The organism is Acinetobacter sp. YH12144, from assembly GCF_013418345.1.
In the GTDB taxonomy this organism is placed as follows: domain Bacteria; phylum Pseudomonadota; class Gammaproteobacteria; order Pseudomonadales; family Moraxellaceae; genus Acinetobacter; species Acinetobacter amyesii.
Map to the genome: position 1 here is coordinate 119,720 of NZ_VPCD01000003.1, position 21,540 is coordinate 141,259.

At 39.4% G+C, this 21,540-nt stretch carries 20 protein-coding genes and 1 pseudogene; 12 read left to right on the top strand and 9 right to left on the bottom strand.

Annotated elements, in window-relative coordinates; translation table 11 throughout:
- Nucleotides 1-5 precede the first annotated feature (5 nt).
- The 4 genes and pseudogenes from FTU79_RS03345 to FTU79_RS03360 form a co-directional block, all read left to right on the top strand.
- Entirely contained in the window at nt 6-785 is a 780-nt protein-coding gene (locus FTU79_RS03345; RefSeq protein ID WP_180048916.1) for a glutathione S-transferase N-terminal domain-containing protein, read from the top strand.
- Nucleotides 786-1,011: 226 nt separating this feature from the next.
- Nucleotides 1,012-1,695 carry a response regulator transcription factor gene (locus FTU79_RS03350; RefSeq protein WP_078188703.1) on the top strand — a complete coding sequence of 228 codons (684 nt, stop codon included), beginning with the start codon at nt 1,012-1,014 and terminating at the stop codon, nt 1,693-1,695.
- A gap of 53 nt (nt 1,696-1,748) precedes the next feature.
- Nucleotides 1,749-3,587 carry an ATP-binding protein gene (locus FTU79_RS03355; RefSeq protein ID WP_257224244.1) on the top strand — a complete coding sequence of 613 codons (1,839 nt, stop codon included), beginning with the start codon at nt 1,749-1,751 and terminating at the stop codon, nt 3,585-3,587.
- A 42-nt stretch (nt 3,588-3,629) separates the two neighbouring features.
- Nucleotides 3,630-4,064: pseudogene (locus tag FTU79_RS03360) on the top strand (nitroreductase family protein); the annotation flags it as partial.
- Nucleotides 4,065-4,219: 155 nt separating this feature from the next.
- Here the strand turns inward: FTU79_RS03360 and FTU79_RS03365 are convergent.
- A complete protein-coding gene (locus tag FTU79_RS03365; RefSeq protein WP_180048917.1) occupies nt 4,220-6,007 on the bottom strand; it encodes an acyl-CoA dehydrogenase in 1,788 nt (595 codons plus the stop codon).
- A gap of 122 nt (nt 6,008-6,129) precedes the next feature.
- Here FTU79_RS03365 and FTU79_RS03370 point away from each other — a divergent pair, with 122 nt between their 5' ends.
- On the top strand, nt 6,130-7,116 hold the full coding sequence (locus tag FTU79_RS03370) for a GlxA family transcriptional regulator (protein ID WP_180048918.1): 987 nt from the start codon (nt 6,130-6,132) through the stop codon (nt 7,114-7,116).
- 7 nt (nt 7,117-7,123) lie between these two features.
- Here the strand turns inward: FTU79_RS03370 and FTU79_RS03375 are convergent, their stop codons facing one another.
- From FTU79_RS03375 to FTU79_RS03395, 5 genes are all read right to left on the bottom strand, one after another.
- On the bottom strand, nt 7,124-8,323 hold the full coding sequence (locus FTU79_RS03375; protein ID WP_180048919.1) for an MFS transporter: 1,200 nt from the start codon (nt 8,321-8,323) through the stop codon (nt 7,124-7,126).
- Complete coding sequence (locus FTU79_RS03380) at nt 8,307-8,753, bottom strand: MarR family winged helix-turn-helix transcriptional regulator (protein ID WP_180048920.1); 447 nt, start codon at nt 8,751-8,753, stop codon at nt 8,307-8,309. Before FTU79_RS03380 ends, FTU79_RS03375 begins: the two co-directional genes overlap by 17 nt.
- 191 nt (nt 8,754-8,944) lie before the next feature.
- The gene (locus FTU79_RS03385) at nt 8,945-9,721 is read right to left on the bottom strand and encodes a DUF805 domain-containing protein (protein WP_180048921.1); all 777 of its coding nucleotides are present in this window, start codon (nt 9,719-9,721) and stop codon (nt 8,945-8,947) included.
- Between the two features lie 139 nt (nt 9,722-9,860).
- Entirely contained in the window at nt 9,861-10,415 is a 555-nt protein-coding gene (locus tag FTU79_RS03390; RefSeq protein WP_180048922.1) for a thermonuclease family protein, read from the bottom strand.
- Nucleotides 10,416-10,632: 217 nt separating this feature from the next.
- On the bottom strand, nt 10,633-11,550 hold the full coding sequence (locus FTU79_RS03395) for a LysR family transcriptional regulator (protein ID WP_180048923.1): 918 nt from the start codon (nt 11,548-11,550) through the stop codon (nt 10,633-10,635).
- 93 nt (nt 11,551-11,643) lie between these two features.
- On the opposite strand from FTU79_RS03395, the gene FTU79_RS03400 reads away from it, so the two are divergent.
- The 5 genes from FTU79_RS03400 to FTU79_RS03420 all read left to right on the top strand — a co-directional run bounded on the left by FTU79_RS03400 (nt 11,644) and on the right by FTU79_RS03420 (nt 16,916).
- A complete protein-coding gene (locus FTU79_RS03400; protein ID WP_180048924.1) occupies nt 11,644-12,885 on the top strand; it encodes an acyl-CoA dehydrogenase family protein in 1,242 nt (413 codons plus the stop codon).
- A gap of 110 nt (nt 12,886-12,995) precedes the next feature.
- Complete coding sequence (locus tag FTU79_RS03405) at nt 12,996-14,117, top strand: phosphotransferase family protein (RefSeq protein ID WP_180007791.1); 1,122 nt, start codon at nt 12,996-12,998, stop codon at nt 14,115-14,117.
- Nucleotides 14,114-14,812: a histidine phosphatase family protein gene (locus FTU79_RS03410; RefSeq protein WP_078193820.1), complete on the top strand. Its 699-nt coding sequence runs from the start codon at nt 14,114-14,116 to the stop codon at nt 14,810-14,812. Before FTU79_RS03405 ends, FTU79_RS03410 begins: the two co-directional genes overlap by 4 nt.
- A 19-nt stretch (nt 14,813-14,831) precedes the next feature.
- Nucleotides 14,832-15,575 (top strand): SDR family oxidoreductase, encoded by a 744-nt coding sequence (locus FTU79_RS03415; protein ID WP_180007792.1) that lies wholly within the window; start codon nt 14,832-14,834, stop codon nt 15,573-15,575.
- Nucleotides 15,576-15,869: 294 nt separating this feature from the next.
- Complete coding sequence (locus FTU79_RS03420) at nt 15,870-16,916, top strand: fatty acid desaturase (protein ID WP_180048925.1); 1,047 nt, start codon at nt 15,870-15,872, stop codon at nt 16,914-16,916.
- Between the two features lie 64 nt (nt 16,917-16,980).
- On the opposite strand, the gene FTU79_RS03425 is transcribed toward FTU79_RS03420, so the two are convergent.
- Nucleotides 16,981-18,381, bottom strand: coding sequence for an alpha/beta hydrolase-fold protein (locus FTU79_RS03425; protein ID WP_180048926.1), 1,401 nt, complete (start codon nt 18,379-18,381; stop codon nt 16,981-16,983).
- Nucleotides 18,382-18,573: 192 nt separating this feature from the next.
- Between FTU79_RS03425 and FTU79_RS03430 the strand changes: the two genes are divergently transcribed.
- The gene (locus FTU79_RS03430) at nt 18,574-19,290 is read left to right on the top strand and encodes an SGNH/GDSL hydrolase family protein (RefSeq protein ID WP_180007795.1); all 717 of its coding nucleotides are present in this window, start codon (nt 18,574-18,576) and stop codon (nt 19,288-19,290) included.
- Nucleotides 19,291-19,329: 39 nt separating this feature from the next.
- A complete protein-coding gene (locus FTU79_RS03435) occupies nt 19,330-19,938 on the top strand; it encodes a uracil-DNA glycosylase family protein (RefSeq protein WP_180007796.1) in 609 nt (202 codons plus the stop codon).
- Between the two features lie 39 nt (nt 19,939-19,977).
- Here FTU79_RS03435 and FTU79_RS03440 read toward each other — a convergent pair whose 3' ends face one another.
- Both FTU79_RS03440 and FTU79_RS03445 read right to left on the bottom strand, forming a co-directional pair.
- Nucleotides 19,978-20,472: a pyridoxamine 5'-phosphate oxidase family protein gene (locus tag FTU79_RS03440; RefSeq protein ID WP_180007801.1), complete on the bottom strand. Its 495-nt coding sequence runs from the start codon at nt 20,470-20,472 to the stop codon at nt 19,978-19,980.
- A gap of 132 nt (nt 20,473-20,604) precedes the next feature.
- Nucleotides 20,605-21,480 (bottom strand): DMT family transporter, encoded by an 876-nt coding sequence (locus tag FTU79_RS03445; protein ID WP_180007797.1) that lies wholly within the window; start codon nt 21,478-21,480, stop codon nt 20,605-20,607.
- Between the last annotated feature and the right edge of the window lie 60 nt (nt 21,481-21,540).

The following is a 21,540-nucleotide window of genomic DNA, read 5'->3' on the forward strand; positions in this document are numbered from 1 at the left end:
AATATATGTTGTTGCATCAATTAAAAGTGGCGCAAGCGTTGCTCTCAGGCGTAGCAGAGGGCGGACGAGGTACAAATGGGACGTCTTATCCCAAACAACCTGATAAAGCCCTTAAACTGTACGAATTTGAAGGTTCTCCGTATTGCCGTCGTGTGCGTGAAGTTTTGACCACACTTAATTTGGATTATGAGGTTTACCCATGTCCCAAAGGGGCTAAAAAGTACCGTTTAGAGGTACAAAAATTGGGTGGAAAACAGCAATTCCCTTTCTTGGTGGATGACAATACTGGGGATCGTTTGTACGAATCTCAGCAAATAATTCATCATCTATTTAAACATTATGGCAAAACAGGTCAGACTCCTAAGAAATATGCCAATTATCCTAAAATTCCGTATGTTGCCTATGTTGGAACCTTAATTAATGGGGCTCAAGGCGTGTGGGTGCACCGTAAAGTCATTCATCGTGATGCTCCAAGTCAACTCTTAGAACTATGGGGTTTTGAAGCGAGTCCATATACACGCATCGTACGTAGCGCATTGTCTGAAATGGAATTGGCATATACCTTTCATAATGTGGCTAAGGAACGTTGGCAAGATCAGGGATTAGCGGTAATGCGCTTAAAACCGGGTAAATATGTACCCCTGAAAGGTGGCAAGCGTGAACAAGTGTTAAAAATCATGGGGAACAATATTCAAGTGCCATATTTGAAAGATCCTAATACTGGTGTAGAACTTTTTGAATCTGAAAAAATTGTAAAATATCTGAAGAAGCAATATTTGAGCTAATCACACTCAAGTTTAAGCTAAGTGCAGTGTATAGTCAGACTGATGGCTATACACATATTGTAATGTTAAATGGATTTAAAATTAGAAGAAAAATGCATCATAGCTGCATCAATTGAATTAGAATAAATTGTTAAAAAATAAGAAATTTACTTAATTATAGGGATATCCTAAAAGGATTAAACTCATTAATGTAAAAGACATTTCATTTTTTCGGGGGAAGTAAATCATGTCACCACAAGAAGTCATACTACCCGTACCGGTGCTCGTCGTTGAAGATGAGGAAATTATTCAATTACGTTTACGTCAAATTTTGACAGAGCTGGGTTATAAGCGGGAAGAGCTTATCTTCACCAAAAATGTTAAAGAATCTATTCAAGCCGTAGAGACCCAACCGATATCCTTAGCCTTAGTTGACTTAGGTTTGCCTGATGGTAGTGGTATCGAAATTATTGAAAAAATACGTTCCCTCGAAAGTAATACCATGATCTTGGTTGTCTCTGCATGGAGTACACAAGAAAGCTTATTTGCCGCAATTAAAGCAGGTGCAACGGGCTATGTATTAAAAGAACGTGATGATGCTGAAGTACTTTTATCTATTCGGAGTATTTTACGTGGTGGGGCGCCGATTGACCCATTTATTGCACGAGAAATCCTTAAACAAATATCCGAAGCCGAAGCGCCAAGTCCAGAACAAACAGTCGCCGATGAAGCAGACTTGAACCTCTTGACCAGTCGTGAAAAAGAAATTTTATGTTTGGTTGCTCAAGGTTTGAGTAACCGTGAGATTGCTGAACAGCTTTTTGTTTCTCGCTATACGGTAGAAAGCCATATTAAACATATTTATCGCAAATTAGCCGTAACGAAACGAACCAAAGCCGTGAGTACAGCAAGATCTATGGGTATTCTATAATGCGTAAAGGAGGATATTTTTTCTTATTTATCCTCTGTTTAGTATGGGGGAGCTTGAGTCATGCAGAGCAAGTTTTCCCTGTAAATGATCAATGTAATGTAACTGTGAATAGCATTTCACGGGTGAAGACACCATCCAATCAAGAATTACCCAGAACTGGATGGAAAACCACGCAATTACCTGACCGTTGGAAAGAAGATAAAGACTGGGAGGGTTATCAAGGTGGTGCTTGGTATAAATTAGACTGGTCTTGGTACTGTAAAAATAATGCGCGTTTGGCAGAACCCATCGCACTATATATTGATTATATCATTAATACGGGTTCAGTCTTTCTGAATGGCGACTTGCTGTGGACCAATAAAAATCTTCAAGAACCGGTCTCTAAAAGTTGGAATGTTGCACGCTATTGGATTTTACCGATAAGTGGAATCAAGCATGATCATAATGAAACCTTGATCTATGTTTATGGCTACTCGAGTCTAAATGCTGGCTTGGGTCCGGTGAAATTTAACAATGTCATGGCAACAATAGAGCAGACCGAAGAAGCCACTTGGACTCGTCGAACCATATTACAATTAAATATTTTTCTTTCTGGGGTCTTGGGTCTAATTTGCTTCATTATTTGGTTGATGCGACGTCGGGATACTAGTTTTGGCTGGTTTGCACTTTCAACTGTTTTGTGGATTCTATTTCTCAGTAATGCTCTGACCACTGAAACCTTTCCATATCCAAATTCGGTTTTTTCCACCAAAGCTAATTTGATATTTTCAATGCTGTACTTTCAGTGTTTTAGCATCTATATTTTGCGCTTTCTTGGGCGTAAATTTCCTCGCATTGAGCTGTCATTTACCATGCTGACAGCATCTCTGATTGGTGTAGTGTGTATTTGGCCATTTGAACAAAATGCGGAAATTTCGAGCCTCATTTTCTTATTATATTGCATCCTCTTTTTTATCACTTACATTTATCTTTGTTGGATTAGTTTTAAAGAAAAACGTAGAGACTACACTTTATTAGCAATGTGTATGACTGCGATCATTGTGATTGTTATTGCAGACATCACAGCCTTGGTATTCTTTCCAAAAGAAGGTTTTACACCGTTATCTCCCTTTACTTCACCGATTATTACCCTATTTATCGTGGTGATTTTGGGGGCGAGGCTCAATCGTAATATTCAGAAAATTGAAAAATATAATGATGATTTGGCATTTGAAGTTCAGAAAGTCAGTGATGAATTATGCAGTAGCCTAAACGATAAACATCAGCTTGAACTCAGTAATGTACGCCTACAAGAACGAATTAAATTATCACATGATCTACATGACGGTCTGGGCGCATCTATTGTGCGCTCGATGATCTTGGTTGATCAGTGTGAAAGTAATATTCCAAACAGACAGTTCTTGTCGATGTTGAAATTACTACGGGATGATTTAAGGCAAATTATTGATAGTGGATCATCTTTGGACAGCAAAGTGCCAGATTCACCTTTGCTCTGGATCGCACCAGTTCGACATCGCTTTAGCCAGTTGATGGATGAAGTGGAAATGAATGCCAAATGGTGCATTCCTTCGCAGTGGGCGATCAAACCAACGGCAATTCAGTGCCTGACTTTAATACGAGTAATTGAAGAAAGCCTGACCAATATTGTGAAACATAGCCAAGCTAATCATGTCAATGTCACGCTGTCACAGTTCGAGAATGGCGCATTGTTATTAACCATTGAAGATGATGGCGTAGGTTTTGATGTTGAGAGTGTTTCAAATCATGGCATGAGTATCGGCATGCGAAGTATGAAAATGCGTGTAGAACGGATAGGCGGAAATTTCAAAATTCATTCTCAGCAAGGCTGCACGATTATTCATACAGAAATTAATTTAAAATCAGCTGCATAAATATCTCTAGATGAGCATAATTAAATATCAACAGACTCTACTGGTGAAAGCGAAAAATTTTGGGGCTTAGTCGCTGACAAATTAAAATCTTATGCAAAAGATGAAGAAAGTGCTGCGAAGACCACGGCGAAAATGGCAAGTTTTGCAGCAGGTTTGGGTACGGTTCTGTTCTTTGAAGATTTGGATGTGGTCAGTGCTCTACAAGCACAGTTTCCTTCTTATGCAGAAAACTTTCCAATTTGGGCAGAATACTCAACTGCCATTGCCCAATTTGCGACTTGGACTGCGTTACACACCGAAGGTTTAGGCGCATCACTACAGCATTACAACCCAATTGTGGATGAACAAGTGCATGCTGAATGGGACATTCCCGCGCATTGGAAACTTCGTGCTCAATTGGTTTTTGGTTCAGTGGAAGGTGAAGCGAAAGAAAAAGGCTATATGGATGATGCAGCTCGTTTTAAAATCTTTCAATAATTGCAGCGTATAACACACAATTTCGATAAAAAAGGAACGAAAACTAAGTTCCTTTTTTATTGTAGTTTTTATTGAAATAGATAGGGTTGGACAAGATCTTCATCCGTGAAAACCTTGTCCAAATTAGCCCATTGAGGACTGAGCTAAACGGGTGGCTAGAACCAGCTTTCTTGCATGTTGAGGCAAGTATCATCAAGTTCTAGCAATAACTTGGCTTGATGTTCTATTTCAGGTAACTCCCAGCGGATAAAATATTGCGCGGCTTGTAATTTACCGGCTAAGAATTGTTGATCTTCAGCTAAATCTGAATGTTCAAATTTCACAAGAGCTTGATTAGCCATTTCAAGCCATAGCCATGAAATGATGACTTTGCCCATCATGTCTAGATACAAGGCAGAATTACCCAGTACCTGATCGACACGACCTTGTGCGAGGACTTGTCCCAAACTTTGTGTAGTTTTCTTCACCGTGTTTAAATGCCCTGAAAAAATTGCTGCAAGCGCTTGAGTTTTTGGATGTTGAGCTTGATCAATCGTATTTTGCATACGTTGTAATAACAGCATCAAACCTTTGCTGTTGTGCTGCCAAAGCTTACGACCCAACAAATCCAAAGACTGAATCCCAAATGTGCCTTCATGGATCGGATTTAAGCGGTTGTCACGATAGCATTGTTCAAGCGGATATTCACGCGTATAGCCAGCGCCACCTAAAACTTGAATGGCTAAATCATTGGCTTTTGGTCCATAGGCAGAAGGGAATGATTTGACGACAGGGATAATTAAATCTAATAACAGCGCACTGTCTTCGTTGTTAGCGGCTTGATGTTCATCAATTAAACGTGCAGCAAATAGGCATAATGCAAGTGCGCCTTCGACATAGGATTTTTGCGCCAAAAGCATCCGTTTAACATCTGTATGTTGAATAATATTGACAGGTTTTGAGGCAGGGTTTTTATCTGAAACTAAGCGGCCTTGTGGACGATTCTTTGCATATTCGAGCGATTCTAAATAGCCACGGTATCCAATCATGGCTGCACCTAAGCCGACTCCGACTCGCGCTTCATTCATCATCTTAAACATATATTTAAGACCAGCACCTGCTTCACCAATCAGATAGCCTGTACATTGGTCTTTTTCACCAAAGCTCAGTACTGTCGATGTTGTACCTCTGTAGCCCATTTTATGTAATAAGCCAGCCAGTTGAACGTCATTGGCGCCTGCAAGTGAACCATCGCTCAGGGTTTTAAACTTCGGAACAATAAACAGAGATATACCTTTTACGCCCTGAGGTGCATCTTGGATGCGAGCAAGGACCAAATGGACGATATTTTCAGTGATGTCTTGGTCACCCCCTGAAATAAACATCTTTTGGCCTTTGATGAGGTAGGTACCATCGGCTTGCGGTATAGCTTTTGTGGTCAAATCACCTAAAGATGAACCCACATCAGGTTCAGTCATGGCCATCGTTCCTGCAAAGCGACCACTGAACATATGCGGTACAAACCTATCTTTTTGTTCAGTCGTACCGAAAGCTTGAATCACATTTGCAGCCGCAGCGGTTAGAAATGAATAAGCCACTGATGAAGGATTTGCTGACATGAAATAAGCATTTGCAGCCATGTTGATCAAAGTCGGAAGTTGCATACCGCCTGCATCATAATCATGCTGTGCACAAAGCAAGCCGGCATCTGCAAATTGCTTCCATGCCGTTTTGACTTCAGCAATGGTTTTAACCTGTTGACCATCAAACGTAGGTTCGTTTTGATCGGCTGTTGCGTTATGGGGTGCAAAAAAGTCTTGAGCAATACCTTGTGCAGTTTCTAGGATGCTTTTGAAAGTTTCAGCATCATGCTCAGCAAAACGTGGGTAATGCGTTAAGTCTTGCGCTTTAAACACGTCAAATAGCAAAAAATTTAAATCTTTGTCATTGATTAACTGCGCCATTGATCAATCTCTAATCGGGTCGAATTTTATGGCTTAAGCCTAGCAGTTGATTTTTAGATATAGAATTGTCAATAATGACACTTAATAAGTCAAAAATGACATTTTGATAATTTGAAATTTAAATGAAGAAAATCATAATTTTAGCATTTGATGGTGCTTTGGCTTCTGCGATTACTGGGGTTGTTGATCTCTTTGCAATGGCGGGTGTCAGTTGGAATCGGATCCAAAAACAAAATGTGCAGCGGCTATTTCAGGTCAAAATTGCCTCACAACATGCTCAAGCTGTGCAATGTATCAATGGCATCAAGCTTTATGCAGATTTAGCATTTTCTGAAATAACAGATGCAGATATCATCATTGTCCCAACGATAGGCGCGCCGATCTTGGATGTTTTAGCGCAAAATGCAGCACTGATCGAGTTATTAAAAACTCGTCAATTACAAAGCGGACTGATCGCAGGAAATTGTACGGGTAATTTTTTTCTGGCAGAAGCAGGGCTTTTAGATGGTAAGCAGGCAACGACGCATTGGGGCTTTCAGCAAATGTTTCGTGAACGCTATCCTTTGGTCAAACTGAATGTAGATCAGCTCATTAGCCATGACCAAAATATTTACTGTGCAGGCGGCGGCTTAGCATGGTTTGATTTGGGACTACACCTAATAGAACGTTTTTATGGTTTTGAAACGGCAATCCACACGGCAAAATCATTTGTACTGGATTATCGTCGTGACAGTCAGTTGTCCTATTCATTATTGAAAATATCTAAACCGCATCAGGATGGTTTGGTGCAAAAAGTTCAAGATTGGTTAGAACAGCATTATCATGAAAATATTGTCTTAGATGAACTTGCGGCGCAGTTTAATGTGACAACGAGGACATTGATTCGACATTTTAAAGCGGCTTTGGATATTCCTCCCAATCAATACTTACAATCAATACGGATTGAAGCTGCACGAAAGCGTTTAGAAGAAACGGGACACGCTTTAGATCTGATTATGCGAGAGGTCGGCTATAGTGATCCAAGCTCATTTCGACGGTTATTTCAGAAAAAAACGGGGCTGAGCCCCTTAGAATATCGTCGACGTTTCAGCCGACGATTTGATGTTTAGCTATAGTTTAAGCAGTTCGAACAGTATAACGACCATGTAAAATATAGTAGGCGCCAATACATGCAAAGGCAGCAAATGCGCTATACAAATACAATTGTGAGTAGCCAATATGGTCGAGCAATTTACCGATAAAGTATGGTCCAAAGCCTAAGCCGGCATCCAAAAAGATAAAGAAAGTCGAAGTGGCAAAGCCCATACGTTCAAGCGGAGCACTTTTTACCGCAACTGTTTGGCAGACCGACTGAATATTGCCATAACCGAGTCCAAGTAGGCCTGCACAAAGTAAAAGCATCCATGAACTCTGAGTGATGCTGAGTAATACCAATGCCACGCCCATAATCACAAAAGCAGGGTAGATCACTACATTTTCACCTTTACGGTCCATTAACGGGCCTGTAAATGGGCGAGAAATTAAAATCGCAATGGCATACATCAAAAAGAAAAACGAGGCTGTTTCAGCCAAATCGATTTCTTTGGCATAGAAGTTAATGAAAGACAAAACACCTGAATAGCAGATTGAAGCGAAAAGCATGATGAACGATATCGGTAATGCTTTAGGTTCTACAAATTGAGCAATCCAACTCGGTTTTTTGACAGCTTCAACAGTATCTAAGGGTTTATTGATTTTGGGTAAATCGGGCACTTGAATCAGCAAGGCAACCAATAAGCAGCTCAATGCGATAATCGTAGAAACGATAAAAATCGCGTGATAACCAATGTGTAACATCATCCAAATGGCAAGAAATGGCCCAATAGCTGTACCTAAAGTACTACTCATGCTGTAGTAGCCAATGCCTTCACCGCGACGTGTCGCTGGTAAGATTTGGGCAATTAAGGTACCCAGTACTGTTGATGCCATACCCATCATAAAGCCATGCATAAAGCGTATGAAGAGCAACATGCCGACGCCAAACTGAATGAAGTAAAAACCAGAAAAGACTAAAAAGCCAATTAAACCAACGATCAGTGTTGTTTTACGACCAAAACGTTCTAGGAACTTACCCACCAATAAACGCCCGACCAATGTGCCGACAATGAACAAGCCTGAAACTAAACCTGCTTGGGCTGTAGTCGCACCCAATTCAGCCACCGCATAGCCCACGATCACCACAACCAAGAGATAAAAGGTTAAAACCAATTGGAAGTTAATGGCGCTGACTAAAATAAAATTTCGAGTCCACAGTGGTGCTTTATCTTGCATGATCATCACCTACAGTGTTTTGTTCAAGTTCTTGCATGACACGGTGTAAAATTTGAATGGAGTGTTGGATATCTTGGCTAGCTAATGGCGCGATCAGGCGCTGCTCAAAGGCATCTATGTCTTTTGCACATTGCTGAAATAACTCACGTCCAGTCTCGCTGAGCATCATTTTCTTTTGACGTTTATCGTCAGTTTGTACATGACTCAAAATATCCATCTGCGCAAGAATTTTGACACGCTTAGTGATGGATGGCTTGGATACATTTAAATATTCAGCCATTTCAATAGATGTACAAGCGGTTTTTTCACGGATGACAAACATGACTTGCCAAAGCGAATAGTTCAATTGATAGGGCAGTAAAATCGTGTTGATTTCATCACTCATCAGACGCGCACAGCGCAGAAGTGAAGAGCGGAAACCTAATGTGGAATTCATGATAGTTAACTAGGGTAACTAAATTATCGCAACTTTACGCCTAATTTATTTTCAATTCAAGTGAACAACTCAAAGCATAAAAATCAGGTATAAAAAAAACCTGTGTGCGCACAGGTTTTCTTGCATAACATTTCATTTAAAGCTTATCGTTCAATGCATATCGATGAATTGATACCTTAAACAATACGTGTTTATTCTACAGAAGCTTCTGCAGCTGCAATTGCTGCATCTTCCGCTGAGCTGTCTGCATTTTCTGAAATTTCTACACTTTCACCATCTGCATAAGCAAGTTCTTCACCTTCTGATTCAGCTTGCTCTAAATAAGCCGCAAGTTGTTCATCTGTTAATTCTTCAGGTTCACCTTCAGACATCATTGCTTGTTCTTGTAATTGCGCTTGTTCTAAATTGCTCATCATACTTTGCATATTGAACATCAATGGGATCATGACCAATAAATAAACAATCATCAAGATCAGATACAGTGACCCAATAACTTTCTCTGTTTGTTCCGTTGGACGTTTAAAGCCATATTTATTTTCACCATCAGTGCCTTTTGCAGCCATCACATAAATGCTAAAGATGGTACCGACGAGTGGGATGAGAAAAATTAAACAGAGCCAACCGCTTTTATTTAGATCATGTAAACGACGAATCGTAATGCAGATCATTGCGACAAACATTGCAACGATGGAAACGACAATCAGAGCGATTGCACTGAGCCCTAAGAATGAATTAAAAAGTGAATCAATACTACGTTCTGCTGAATTGAAAAATGCAAAAAGACCCAGCGCGACGCTGATGCCCAATAGGCAGGTATAAATCATACTAATGATAAATAACCACGCTAAATAGGACAGGCGGCCAAAACGTCCCTCAGGAGACAGGGGATGATCGGCTTTTTGAATTTGAGGCTGAATATTTTGATCTTGTTGAAACGGATTCAATTCGCTTGAAGTAAGTTCAGTCATTATTATTCCAATTTTAATTATCTAATTTATTTTCTATACCCAAAAGGGCAGCATTATTGTATAGCGAAGTAAAAAAAGGTCAAATATTAGACATGGCTAAGTCATCAAATATTCCTTAGCCATGCTGTAATGTGGTCTGTTATTTATGTAATTTACGATACTCTTTAGGGCGCATTGGACGACTGGCTTTCCACAAACCTTTCTTTTGTTTACGTGCTTTACTTTGTAAATTCATCATATAGTGCAAATGCTTTTGGTCACGGATGTATTCTTCGTACACCCACGCAGCACCACGTTTTACCATTTCTTCATTCATGCATTTACGATAGCGATAAATAACCCCAACGCAGCGGCCATAACGGTCTACATCAGTGATTTTTACGCGGACAAATTTCTTATAAACCATGGATTTGATCAGGCGGGCTGACTCTTTACCGTAGGCTTGTGTCGATTCTGGCGCATCCACATAAGCAAAGCGAAGTTTGGTTTTAGAACGTCTCAGATTCATCCGATAGCAGGTGAGGGTATCGCCATCACTAATATCGGATACACGGCAGAGGTAAGATTTTCCTTTCTTAAAAGGCTGGAAAAAATCCTTTAGGAAAATGGAGACTTTATAGAGAACATAGACTGTGATCAGGCACAGTACTGCACCTAACGCCATGAGCCAATTCGCGGAGAGATTTGAAAGCATACAAAATGATATGAACGAGCTCATATCGCATAAAAACAGGAATTTAGATTTTATAAGAACTCATGATTTATGGCTGTCGAATAAACCGACGGTCAGTTAAAAATACATTAAATAATCAGCATTTGATCTATAAATATACAGCAAGTTTCATCACGCAGAATTAAATCTAAATCCATGTAAATAGCCTAAGCAAGCTGATATATCATCATAAAATAGCCTAAGTAAAAATTTTAGAAATTTGGCTTCGCAAAAAGACATGCCGTGAATTTAATTCCAAATCATTATGCCAATACATCCCTAATTTAATTTTCGGCAAGTCTACAGGTACATCAAAAATATTCAGTTCGGGAGCAACCTGTAAATGCGTCAAAATATTTTGCGGAATCGTCAATATTGCCTTGGGTTGCTGTGCCAAAATTTGTAGCGCAGTAGAGTAATGCTGACAGCGTAAAAAAATCTCTCTAGAGTGTTTTTTACGATTTAAATAAATATCTTCAACTAATACACCTGCACGTCGGGAAGAAACCCCAATGTGAGGAGCAGAAAGATAAATAGACTCATCCATCTTAGGGTGTTGACTACAAATCACGAATTGGTCTTCAACCAAGGTTTGAAAATTGATCTTTTCACCAAAGTTTTGCTCAAGGTCAATCGCAAAATCGATTTGCTGTGCAGCAAGATCAGCCACAATGGTTTTGCGATCTAATTTGATACTGGAAAATTGGATCTGAAACTGTTGCTGTTGAAAGTGTTCAACTAACTTGGGAAAAATGATCGGTTCAATTTCATCATGTACCGCGATTTTTAAGCTCTGTACCATTGAAGGAGTAAATTGTTGTTTTTGGATAGAAATACTTTGAATCGCAATTAGCGCATTTTTAATTACAGGATAAATCTGCTCGGCAAATGGTGTCGGAAGCATTTTTGCTCCAGCACGTACAAATAAGTCATCTTGTAAATGTTGTCTTAACCGTTGAAGTGCATGACTCGCTGCAGACTGAGTAATACACAAAATTTTTGCAGCTTTTGAAATGCTTTTTTGTTCATAAATTGCGATATAAAGTGGATATAAATTGATATCCATACGGTGGAAAACACCCATATCGATGACGGTATTTTTATGAATACTATTCATGTTCATCTATTGAATTAAATCATTTTGTTCATATTAGATTTCAGGTTATGGTGTTGTAAAGCGTAAAGAACATAATATTTAAAGGATGTTATCATGTTTGAACTTTCAGCACGTGCACAAGATTATATTGAAAGAACAAAAAAATTTATTAAAGATGAAATTGAGCCAGTAGAAACTGAGTTTTGGGCAGAAGTTCATGAGCTGAACCAAGGTGGTGATTGGACCAAATGGCAATGGCCAGCACAGTTAGAGGTTTTAAAGGATAAAGCCAAAGCTGTAGGCTTATGGAATATGTTTTTACCTTGTCCTGAACTTGGGCAAGGCTTATCTGTACAAGAATATGCACACATCGCAGAACTTTCAGGCCGTAGCCTACTTGCACCCACGGTATTCAATTGCAACGCACCTGACAGCGGCAATATGGAAGTGATTTGGCGTTATGGCACGGAACAACAAAAGCAGCAGTGGTTAACACCATTACTGGACGGCAAAATCCGTTCAGTATTTTGTATGACAGAGCCTGCTGTTGCTTCAAGTGATGCCACCAACATGGAAGCAACGGCTGTCGTTGATGGCGACGAAATTGTGTTAAATGGCCGTAAATGGTGGTCTTCAGGTTTAGGTGATCCAAATGCCAAAATTATTATCTTTATGGCGCATACACCAGATGAAAGCAAAGACCGTCATCATCAGCATTCTATGGTTTTAGTTCCAGTAGATACGGATGGAGTCAAAATAGAACGTATGCTTCCGGTCTTTGGCGACTATGATGCGCCACATGGACATGGTGAAATTAGCTTCACAAATGTTCGTGTTCCTGTTGCAAACTTCATTGGCGGCGCAGGTCAAGGTTTTGAAATTGCACAAGGTCGTTTAGGCCCAGGCCGTATTCATCATTGTATGCGTTGTATTGGTGCTGCCGAAAAATCGCTAGAACTGATGATTGACCGCGGTATGAGCCGTACTGCTTTTGGTAAAGAAATTTTAAAACTCGGTGGCAATTTAGAGCGTGTTGCAGAAGCACGTGTTGCGATCGATCAAGCACGTTTACTGACCCTCTATGCAGCATATAAAATGGATACTCTAGGGAATATGGCTGCATTAACCGAGATTTCGGCAATTAAAGTGGTTGCGCCAAGTGTCTTAGAAAAAGTCGTTGATATGGCGATTCAAATTCACGGTGGTGCTGGGGTTTCTCGAGATACACCGCTCACAGGTTTCTTTGCCCAAGCACGTTCACTGCGTCTAGCTGATGGCCCTGATGAAGTACATAAAGGCATGATTGCTAAATTAGAATTGGCTAAGCGCGGTTACAGCAGCCGTCGTAAAAAATAAACAAGTTGTAGCCACATATTTGGCATGGCAACCCGGAGTTGTCCATGCTATAAAACTATAGAAAATTATATTTTTATCATCATGATAGATTCAAGTTTAGGAAGAAAAGCATGTCAGTGATCGATGTAGGCGGTTCAGTTCGTGAGGGTGAAGAACTGGATGTACGTGCTGTAGGCAATTGGTTGATTGAACATGGCGTTGAAATAGAAGGGCCTGTAGAAGTCACTCAATATTCAGGCGGTGCATCAAATTGGACTTATCGCTTAAAATACGACAATGCTGATTTAATCTTACGTCGTCCACCGAAAGGCACCAAAGCCAAGTCTGCACATGATATGGCACGTGAATATAACGTACAGAAAGCATTATCTGAATTTTATCCTGTGCTCCCTGAAATGGTGGCACTATGTCAGGACGAATCAGTGATTGGCTGTGATTTCTACGTGATGAAGCGCGTAGAAGGCATCATTCCACGTGCAAACTTACCCAAAGAAATCAATTTTGATGAAACTCAAGTTCGAGCGTTGTGTACCAACGTCATCGACAAGTTAATTGAACTGCATCAAGTGCCTTATGAAGGCACAGCTCTAGAAAAAATAGGCAAGGGCGACGGATACTGTCGTCGTCAAGTGGAAGGTTGGGACGCACGCTATGAAAAAGCCAAAACCTTAAATGTTCCTTCTTTTAAATATGTCCGTAATTGGCTCAAAGACAATATTCCTGCTGACTCTAAAACCTGTGTAATTCATAACGATTGGCGTTTTGATAACGTGATTTTAGATCCAAATGATCCTACCCAAGTGATTGGTGTATTGGATTGGGAAATGGCAACATTAGGTGATCCACTGATGGACTTAGGCTCAGCTTTGGCGTATTGGGTTGAAAGTGGCGATAACGCAATTTTTAAAGCCACACGCCGTCAGCCGACCAACTTGAAAGGCATGTTTAGCCGTAAAGAAGTCGTTGAATATTATTTGGATAAAACTGGTCTACAAACAGACAACTGGACCTTTTATGAAGTGTTCGGCATTTTCCGTTTAGCGGTAATCGCACAGCAAATTTATTACCGCTTTTACCACAAGCAAACCAATAATCCAGCATTTAAAGATTTTTGGATTGTGATTCATGCTTTACATATTCGTGCCTTAAAACTTATCGGTTTGCAAAAACTTGAAGCCAATGAAGTGGCACAAAAATATATTGAAAAAATGAAGGATATTTTAGGGAAATGACCACGATATATTTAATTCGGCACGGTCAGGCTTCTTTTGGTGCAGAAAGCTATGACAAGCTTTCTCCCAATGGTGAGCTACAGGCTAAGGTGCTGGGACAGTATTTCGACCGTATTTTAAAAGAAAGTCCTTATGTGGTTGCGGGCTCCATGCAACGTCATCAACAAACAGCCAATCTTGCATTGGCTGAATGCTTTCCAGAAGCACAAGTTGATACAGATAACGCATGGAATGAATTTAATCATCAGCAAGTTTTTGCTCAGTATGAACCTCGATTTAACCAGCCGCATTTATTAAAAGAAGATGTATCTAAGCATGAAAACCCGCGTGCTTATTTATCTAAAATTTTTGAAGGCGCTATTGAACGTTGGACAGGCGGAGAATTTCATCATGAATATGATGAATCTTGGCCACATTTTAAAAGTCGAGTCGAAACAGCGCTAGAAAAGTTATGCACTCAACTGGCTGAAACCAAACCGCGTTATGCCGTTGTGTTTAGTTCAGGTGGAGTGATCTCCGTTGCAGTCGGTAAAATTTTAGGGCTGAGTCCTGAAAAAACATTTGCACTTAATTGGGCCATTGCCAATACCAGTATGACAACACTGCGTTTGGTTGGAAATGAACCGCAATTACTCAGTTTAAATGAACACCATTTTATAAAAGCAGTTGATCCAAATTTATTAACTTGGATCTAAGATAAACAAAGGAATTATCATGGCTAAAACAATTTTAATTACAGGTGCAAGCTCAGGGATTGGTGCAGGAATGGCACGCGAGTTTGCACAAAAAGGCTACAACTTAGCCATTTGTGCACGTCGTTTAGAGCGTCTAGAAACGCTAAAAAATGAACTGGAAAGCCAATATGGCATCAAAGTGATTGCGAAAACCCTCGATGTCACAAATTACGATCAAGTGTTTGAAGTGTTCCGTGCCTTTAAAGCAGATTTTGGCAGTATTGACCGTGTTATTGTCAACGCAGGTATCGGTGAAGGTCGTCGTATTGGTAAAGGCAATTTTGAAATTAACCGTGCCACAGTTGAAACTAACTTTATCTCTGCATTAGCGCAATGTGAAGCTGCGGTTGAAATTTTCCGTAGCCAAAATGCAGGGCATTTGGTGGTGATTTCTTCGATGAGTGCTATGCGCGGCATGCCTAAACATTTAACGGCTTATGGTGCGAGTAAAGCAGGTGTTGCTGCTCTAGCTGAAGGTATTCGTGCAGAACTGATTGATACCCCAATTAAAGTGACGACTATTTTCCCTGGTTATATTCGTACAGAGATCAATGAAGGTGCGAAAAAACTGCCATTTGAAGTCGATGAAAAAACTGGTTCACATCTTTTAGCAAAAGCCATTGAGAAAGCACCGGTTAAAGCTTATGTACCACAATGGCCCTGGTTGCCTTTAGGTCTTGCAATGAAAGTATTGCCGTTGAAAATTGTGAATAAATTGGGTTAAACCTTTATTCAATAATAAAGCTCCAATTTTGGGGCTTTTTTATTCTCAAATGATCTTCACCTTCCTCTGTAGGTTAAAAAGGAATACATAAAACCTGTGATCAAAAGACATTAAAAGCAGCCGATTTTGCAAAGAAAAATTGGAGTAATTACTCAGATTATTTATAAATAAGATATTGAAAATAAATAAAATGTTGAATATTTGAACAGACGATGATTTGTTCTCAAAATAGCGATTTCCTTTTTTTTAATTTGCTTTAATGTACAACTGTTCATTAATTTTTAGGTTTGTACTATGTCTATGTCTTCCGATATGACAGATCAACAGCGAATTAACAAAGTCAGAACTGTCGTAACGAAAGCTGGTGAAGACTTACGTCAGCAATATCCCATTTTAAAACATCAAAACTTTATAGGCGCAGCCATCCTTATTTTTGCGCTACTGGGAATGTTGGGTTCAGCTTGGGCGTTTGCTGTTGGCATTTTACCGGCATGGGCTTGTGTGATTTTGGTGGCGATGTTTGCTTCACTGACACATGAATTAGAACATGACCTGATTCATTATATGTATTTTAAAAAGACGCCATGGGCTCACCATCTCATGTTGGCTTTGGTTTGGTTAGCACGTCCCAATACCATTAGTCCTTGGGCACGTCGTCGTTTGCACCTCAATCATCACAAGTATTCAGGTTCCGAATACGATTTGGAAGAACGGGGCATCAGTAATGGCATGCCGTGGGGATTGCGTCGTCTATTGGTCATTAGCGATCAATTGATGACGGTGTATTTGCGCCCATTTCAAATGTTTAAAATGATTGGGAAATTCATTGAAAAACAACCTGAAAAAGAACGTAAAACTGCATTGATCTCTCAACTGACTGGATTTTTTCCTTTAAGTTTTGTTTATTACGGCATTTGGTATGTTTTTGTCATTTATCATGTGGTGAATGGTATTGGTCCAATGTTAGGACAAAGTATTAGTTGGTCAGTTAATTTAGTGAAGTTAATTCCAACGATTAATTTTCTAGCCGTGGTTTGGATTATTCCGAACTTTATACGCTCTTTCTGCTTACAATTTATCAGCTCAAATATGCATTATTATGGTGATATTGACCCACGTGATGTCATTAAACAAACTCAGGTGTTAAATCCGTGGTGGTTGTTCCCAATGCAATTGTTTTGCTTTAACTTCGGTTCGACCCATGCTATCCACCATTTTGTGGTTAAAGAACCATTTTATATTCGTCACCTAACTGCAAGAACTGCACACCAAGTCATGCGTGAAGTTGGTGTGCGTTTCAATGATTTTGGAACCTTTAAACGCATAAACCGCTGGAATTAATTAAATACAATCTTCAAAAAAAGCCCTCAATTGAGGGCTTTTTTATGATCTAAACGTTTATAAACTACTTTTGCGCAAAAAAATGTTTGAGTGCATCTTGCAAGGCAACTTGCCATACCGCGTAGGAATGTCCGCCGATATACGATTGATAATGCACATCATGACCTTTATTTTTTAAGTCGGCTGCAACAATAGGCGAAGTCTCTAAAATACTCAGTTCATTATTATTTCGTGAGCTTTCATAACTATTGGCAGTAATAAACCAATGCTGTTTAGGTTGTGAGGTTTTATCACGAATGATTTTACTCATGCCATTTGGGAGGTCTGTCGCTTCATTTTGCCACCAAAATGATCCAGATAACGGTACGACGTGACTAATTTGATTTGGATTTTCTAAGGCTAAATAAGCTGAACTTAAACCGCCTAGGCTTGAGCCGAGTAATACCGTTTTTTTCGAATCGACTTTTGCCGGTGCATTTTTTTGAATCCAAGGCATCAGTTCATCACTAAAAAATGCTGAAAATTTAGCATTGGGTGTTAATTCTTTCGGTCGTTCCTGATCATTCGGTGGAGAAACAAAAATGGCTTGAATTGGCGGTAACTGACCTTGCTCAACTAATATATCTAATGCCTTTGGAACATTAAGCAACTCGTTATATTGCTGACCATCAAAAAATATAGCAGTGATATAGCTTTGGTTTTTCTTGGCTTTAGATTGGTAAATTAGGATTTTACGTGAGTTATTCAAAATTTTGCTATCTAGAACAAACTCTAGTAATTTGGGCTGTTTCACATTTGGATATTGTTTTGGATCAATAAAAGGCGGGGCATCTTTAAGCGCCACTAAATTTTCATTACGCAAGCCTGATGTATCATTACTTGCGAGATAAGTGTTTTTGTTGAAAGGATCAATCCGTTGCACTTGTATCACAGCACGACGCTGCGTTCTTGATTCTTTAAGTTTAGGATTCAGATGCGGACAATAATTTGACAGATAACCTTCTAAGTTCGGTAAGTCGACAGCAAAGCTATAACAGCCAATATAACGATGATCAATAATCGATTCTTTAAACCAAATATCGGTATTTGGTAGGCGTGTTAACCATTCATGGTCATTACTCGGGCCACCAATAAGGCGTACATTATGCTGCGCACCTTTCCATAAAAAAATTATACGGTCATGTTTTTCATCATAGTTTTCAATGATTGGTGTACCTATAAGCTCTACACGCTTCCAAAAATCTTCAATAATTTGAGCATGTTGTTTTGGATTTTGATTTAACTGATGTTGTAGGTTTAATAATATTTGGCTTTGCGCTTTGACATCTTCACATGCAGCAGCATAGGGAAAATGTTTTTTTTCTATTGTATCGGTTAAAGCGGGTGAATTTTGAGTTTGGGCAAAAGCAGAAGTAACAGCAAAGCTAATTGAGCAAGCTAAAAAAAGTGGGGAAAGTTCTTTCATTGAAATAATAAAATAGGTAGGATGAAAACCAATAAATGATAATCATTATTAATATAAAAAACTAGCAATATGCCCCAGAATGATGCTTTTAATAAAAGAAAATGTAGAAAAATAACAATAGAGTCAATGCTTTGTTTCTTAAACTATTTAAAATAATGAAGACGATAAGCTTTAAATCATTACCCAAATATTATGCTAGTCAAAGTATCAACACTGCTGCTGTTACCTGCGTTACTGATCCAAGGTTACCGTGTGAAAAAAAATACCCCACGTTTAGCAGAACCGATGGGAGAACGTTGTGGGATGAGTGGTCAGGGTAATCGACCATTATCGCTATTAATACTAGGTGATTCAGCAGCAGCAGGTGTCGGCGTCGAGCATCAGTCAGATGCGCTATTGGGACAATTGCTTAAAATTTTATCGCCTGATTATCAAGTTCACTTTTGCCTTGAAGCCACAACGGGGCTTAACAGCCAGCAAATCATCAATGCTTTGGATAATGTCACAACGCAGAACTTTGATGTCGTGATCAGCTCTGTTGGTGTCAATGATGTCACAGCATTAAAACAACCAGACCAGTGGTTGAAGCTCCAGCAGCGTTTATATCAAACTGTCGAGGAAAAGTTTCAACCACAGCTATTGATCATTTCAGGTGTGCCACCAATGGATGAGTTTCCAGCTTTACCGTTTCCATTGTCATGGCTGTTTGGACAATATTCTCAGAAGATGAATGCGCTGTTAAAAAATTTTATTAAAACAAAGCCTAATACGAGGCTAATTGAATACGATTTACAAGAATATCGTGAAAAAAATTTACAAATGGCAAAAGACGGCTTTCACCCGAGCAAAGAAATTTATCAGTTATGGGCTGAAAAAATAGCAAAACAAATCACTGAACAATTTTCATAGACATTTTATGATTCAACCACTGGGCGAAGTTAAATTTACATGAGCAAAGATATTTCAGGCGTGAATCCGCAAATCGAAACACATCCTTTAGCGCCATTTTTGCCATCAAATGGGAAACTCTTGATGTTAGGGAGTTTTCCACCTCCAAAAACCCGCTGGAAGATGGATTTTTATTATCCAAATTTTCAAAATGACATGTGGAAAATCTTTGGCCTATGTTTTTTTCAGGATAAAAATCATTTTCTCAATCTAGAGAGCAAGACTTTTAAAGAACAGCTCATTCGAGATTTTTTAAATGAAAAAGGTATAGGCATTTTTGATACTGCCTATCAAGTGATTCGTTTGAAAGGTAATGCATCAGACAAGTTTTTACAGATTTATCAGCCAACCGATATTGCGAAGTTACTCACGCAGATGCCGAATTGCCGCAGTATTATGACGACGGGAGACAAGGCGACTGATACGTTGATGCTCTCGATGCCAGAAAATACTGAAAAACCACGCATTGGGCATGCTGTTCGTACCGAATTTGCAGGCAGAGATTTGACTTTATACCGTATGCCGTCATCATCTAGAGCTTATCCACTAGCATTGGAAAAAAAAGCCGAAGCGTATAGTAAATTATTTAAAGAAATTGACTTACTATAAGAAAGCTTTGGTGTAATCTTTTATCAATGGTTGCTTTCCTTAGAAAGATGATTTAGGCATCATTGCAGGATATTGTACCCATTTGAAGTCATGTACAGAAAAATCACGCACTTGATGAAAATTATTCCAAATTAGGCGGCTACCTTTAGTCCATTTTAATGCCTTAATTCTTTGTTGAACCAAAGCGAATTCTGTTTCACTTGCTGGCCGTAACTCACCAATTTCAGCATATAGGCGTATCCCTGGATATTCTTGAAATTGACCATTGATTAATGATTTTAGCCAAAAGGCTTTGCTGCTATTTATCGCTTGTATGCAGGCTTTTGGATTCATTGTTAAATTATCCCGCAGTGACGCTGAATAAGTATCAAAGAAGAAACCTGAAAAGGTTGATTCATGTAAAAATAAAGTGCCAATTGGGGTGATTGTTGGTTGGTAATTTTGATCAACCGTAGCAATCGAGCAATGCATAGACGCACGTTGGGCATTTGCAACGACTTTACGAATTTGAGTCCAATTCTGATGATTCATGATTTTGCCTTTTTTATTATTGTCTATGCATATCACTCTATCAGAGTTTTTCACTATTTTTGTGCTAAACAATGGCAATAAACTGGTCATTCATGCCACTGTATTTGCTTTAAAATTAGGCAATTTAAAAAATATTTAAGCGTACTTTTTAGCTAGAACAACACAGCTCACTACAGCTAAAGATACCGCAATCATCAGTAGGCTAATCTGTTCATTTAATAATACGGCGCACAGCATAAGGCCAATAAAGGGCTGTACTAGCTGGATTTGACCGACTTTGGCAATTCCACCCAAAGCTAAGCCTTTGTACCAAAAAAAGAAGCCGATTAACATGCTGAACAATGACACATACGCTAAGCCAATATATGCGCTGAGAGGAATATGTTGAAAATCGTTTGGGAAATAGAGCCAGCAGAGTGGCAGCATCAGTGGCAAAGCAATGATTAAAGCCCAGCAAATGACCTGCCATCCACCTAAAGCTCTAGACAGTACGCCACCTTCGGCATAGCCCAATCCGCAGAGCAGAACAGCAATAATCATATAGATGTCACCGAGAGAAATTCCTTTAACACCAGATTGATGTAGCATGAAAAAGATGACTAAAGCACTGCCTGCACCTGCAAACAGCCAAAAGGCATTTTTAGGGATTTCTTTGGCACGTAGCACTGCAAAAAAAGCCGTGGCCAATGGTAGTAAAGCTACAAAAATTAAAGAGTGAGCCGCAGTTTCTGTTTGTAAAGCCAGTGCCGTAAATAATGGAAAACCAATGACAACACCTGTTGAAACAATACATAAGGATTTAATTTGCAGCATAGATGGCTTAGGCTGCTTTAAAACGAATAAAAGTATCAATGCTAAAATAGCTGCAATACAGGCGCGAGCGCCTGTCAGAAATTCGGGGCTAAAGCCTTGAACGGCAACACGGGTTGCAGGCATAGAACCTGCAAAAATAACAACGCCAATAAAACCGTTGAGCCAGCCCTGATGAACTTCTTTGAGGTCAAATTGCATGTTCATTCCATATTTTTGGTCTAAAGATATGTAATAAAATTTATACCGTACTGTATGACT

What these genes read in the sequence shown, in the direction of transcription:
- FTU79_RS03375 (WP_180048919.1), bottom strand. Translation starts at nt 8,323, where the DNA reads ATGATCATGCAAGATAAAGCACCACTGTGGACTCGAAATTTTATTTTA.
- FTU79_RS03345 (WP_180048916.1), top strand. Translation starts at nt 6, where the DNA reads ATGTTGTTGCATCAATTAAAAGTGGCGCAAGCGTTGCTCTCAGGCGTA.
- FTU79_RS03390 (WP_180048922.1), bottom strand. Translation starts at nt 10,415, where the DNA reads ATGCTTTCAAATCTCTCCGCGAATTGGCTCATGGCGTTAGGTGCAGTA.
- FTU79_RS03365 (WP_180048917.1), bottom strand. Translation starts at nt 6,007, where the DNA reads ATGGCGCAGTTAATCAATGACAAAGATTTAAATTTTTTGCTATTTGAC.
- FTU79_RS03420 (WP_180048925.1), top strand. Translation starts at nt 15,870, where the DNA reads ATGTCTATGTCTTCCGATATGACAGATCAACAGCGAATTAACAAAGTC.
- FTU79_RS03435 (WP_180007796.1), top strand. Translation starts at nt 19,330, where the DNA reads ATGAGCAAAGATATTTCAGGCGTGAATCCGCAAATCGAAACACATCCT.
- FTU79_RS03380 (WP_180048920.1), bottom strand. Translation starts at nt 8,753, where the DNA reads ATGAATTCCACATTAGGTTTCCGCTCTTCACTTCTGCGCTGTGCGCGT.
- FTU79_RS03370 (WP_180048918.1), top strand. Translation starts at nt 6,130, where the DNA reads ATGAAGAAAATCATAATTTTAGCATTTGATGGTGCTTTGGCTTCTGCG.
- FTU79_RS03410 (WP_078193820.1), top strand. Translation starts at nt 14,114, where the DNA reads ATGACCACGATATATTTAATTCGGCACGGTCAGGCTTCTTTTGGTGCA.
- FTU79_RS03385 (WP_180048921.1), bottom strand. Translation starts at nt 9,721, where the DNA reads ATGACTGAACTTACTTCAAGCGAATTGAATCCGTTTCAACAAGATCAA.
- FTU79_RS03400 (WP_180048924.1), top strand. Translation starts at nt 11,644, where the DNA reads ATGTTTGAACTTTCAGCACGTGCACAAGATTATATTGAAAGAACAAAA.
- FTU79_RS03405 (WP_180007791.1), top strand. Translation starts at nt 12,996, where the DNA reads ATGTCAGTGATCGATGTAGGCGGTTCAGTTCGTGAGGGTGAAGAACTG.
- FTU79_RS03430 (WP_180007795.1), top strand. Translation starts at nt 18,574, where the DNA reads ATGCTAGTCAAAGTATCAACACTGCTGCTGTTACCTGCGTTACTGATC.
- FTU79_RS03425 (WP_180048926.1), bottom strand. Translation starts at nt 18,381, where the DNA reads ATGAAAGAACTTTCCCCACTTTTTTTAGCTTGCTCAATTAGCTTTGCT.
- FTU79_RS03445 (WP_180007797.1), bottom strand. Translation starts at nt 21,480, where the DNA reads ATGCAATTTGACCTCAAAGAAGTTCATCAGGGCTGGCTCAACGGTTTT.
- FTU79_RS03415 (WP_180007792.1), top strand. Translation starts at nt 14,832, where the DNA reads ATGGCTAAAACAATTTTAATTACAGGTGCAAGCTCAGGGATTGGTGCA.
- FTU79_RS03395 (WP_180048923.1), bottom strand. Translation starts at nt 11,550, where the DNA reads ATGAATAGTATTCATAAAAATACCGTCATCGATATGGGTGTTTTCCAC.
- FTU79_RS03350 (WP_078188703.1), top strand. Translation starts at nt 1,012, where the DNA reads ATGTCACCACAAGAAGTCATACTACCCGTACCGGTGCTCGTCGTTGAA.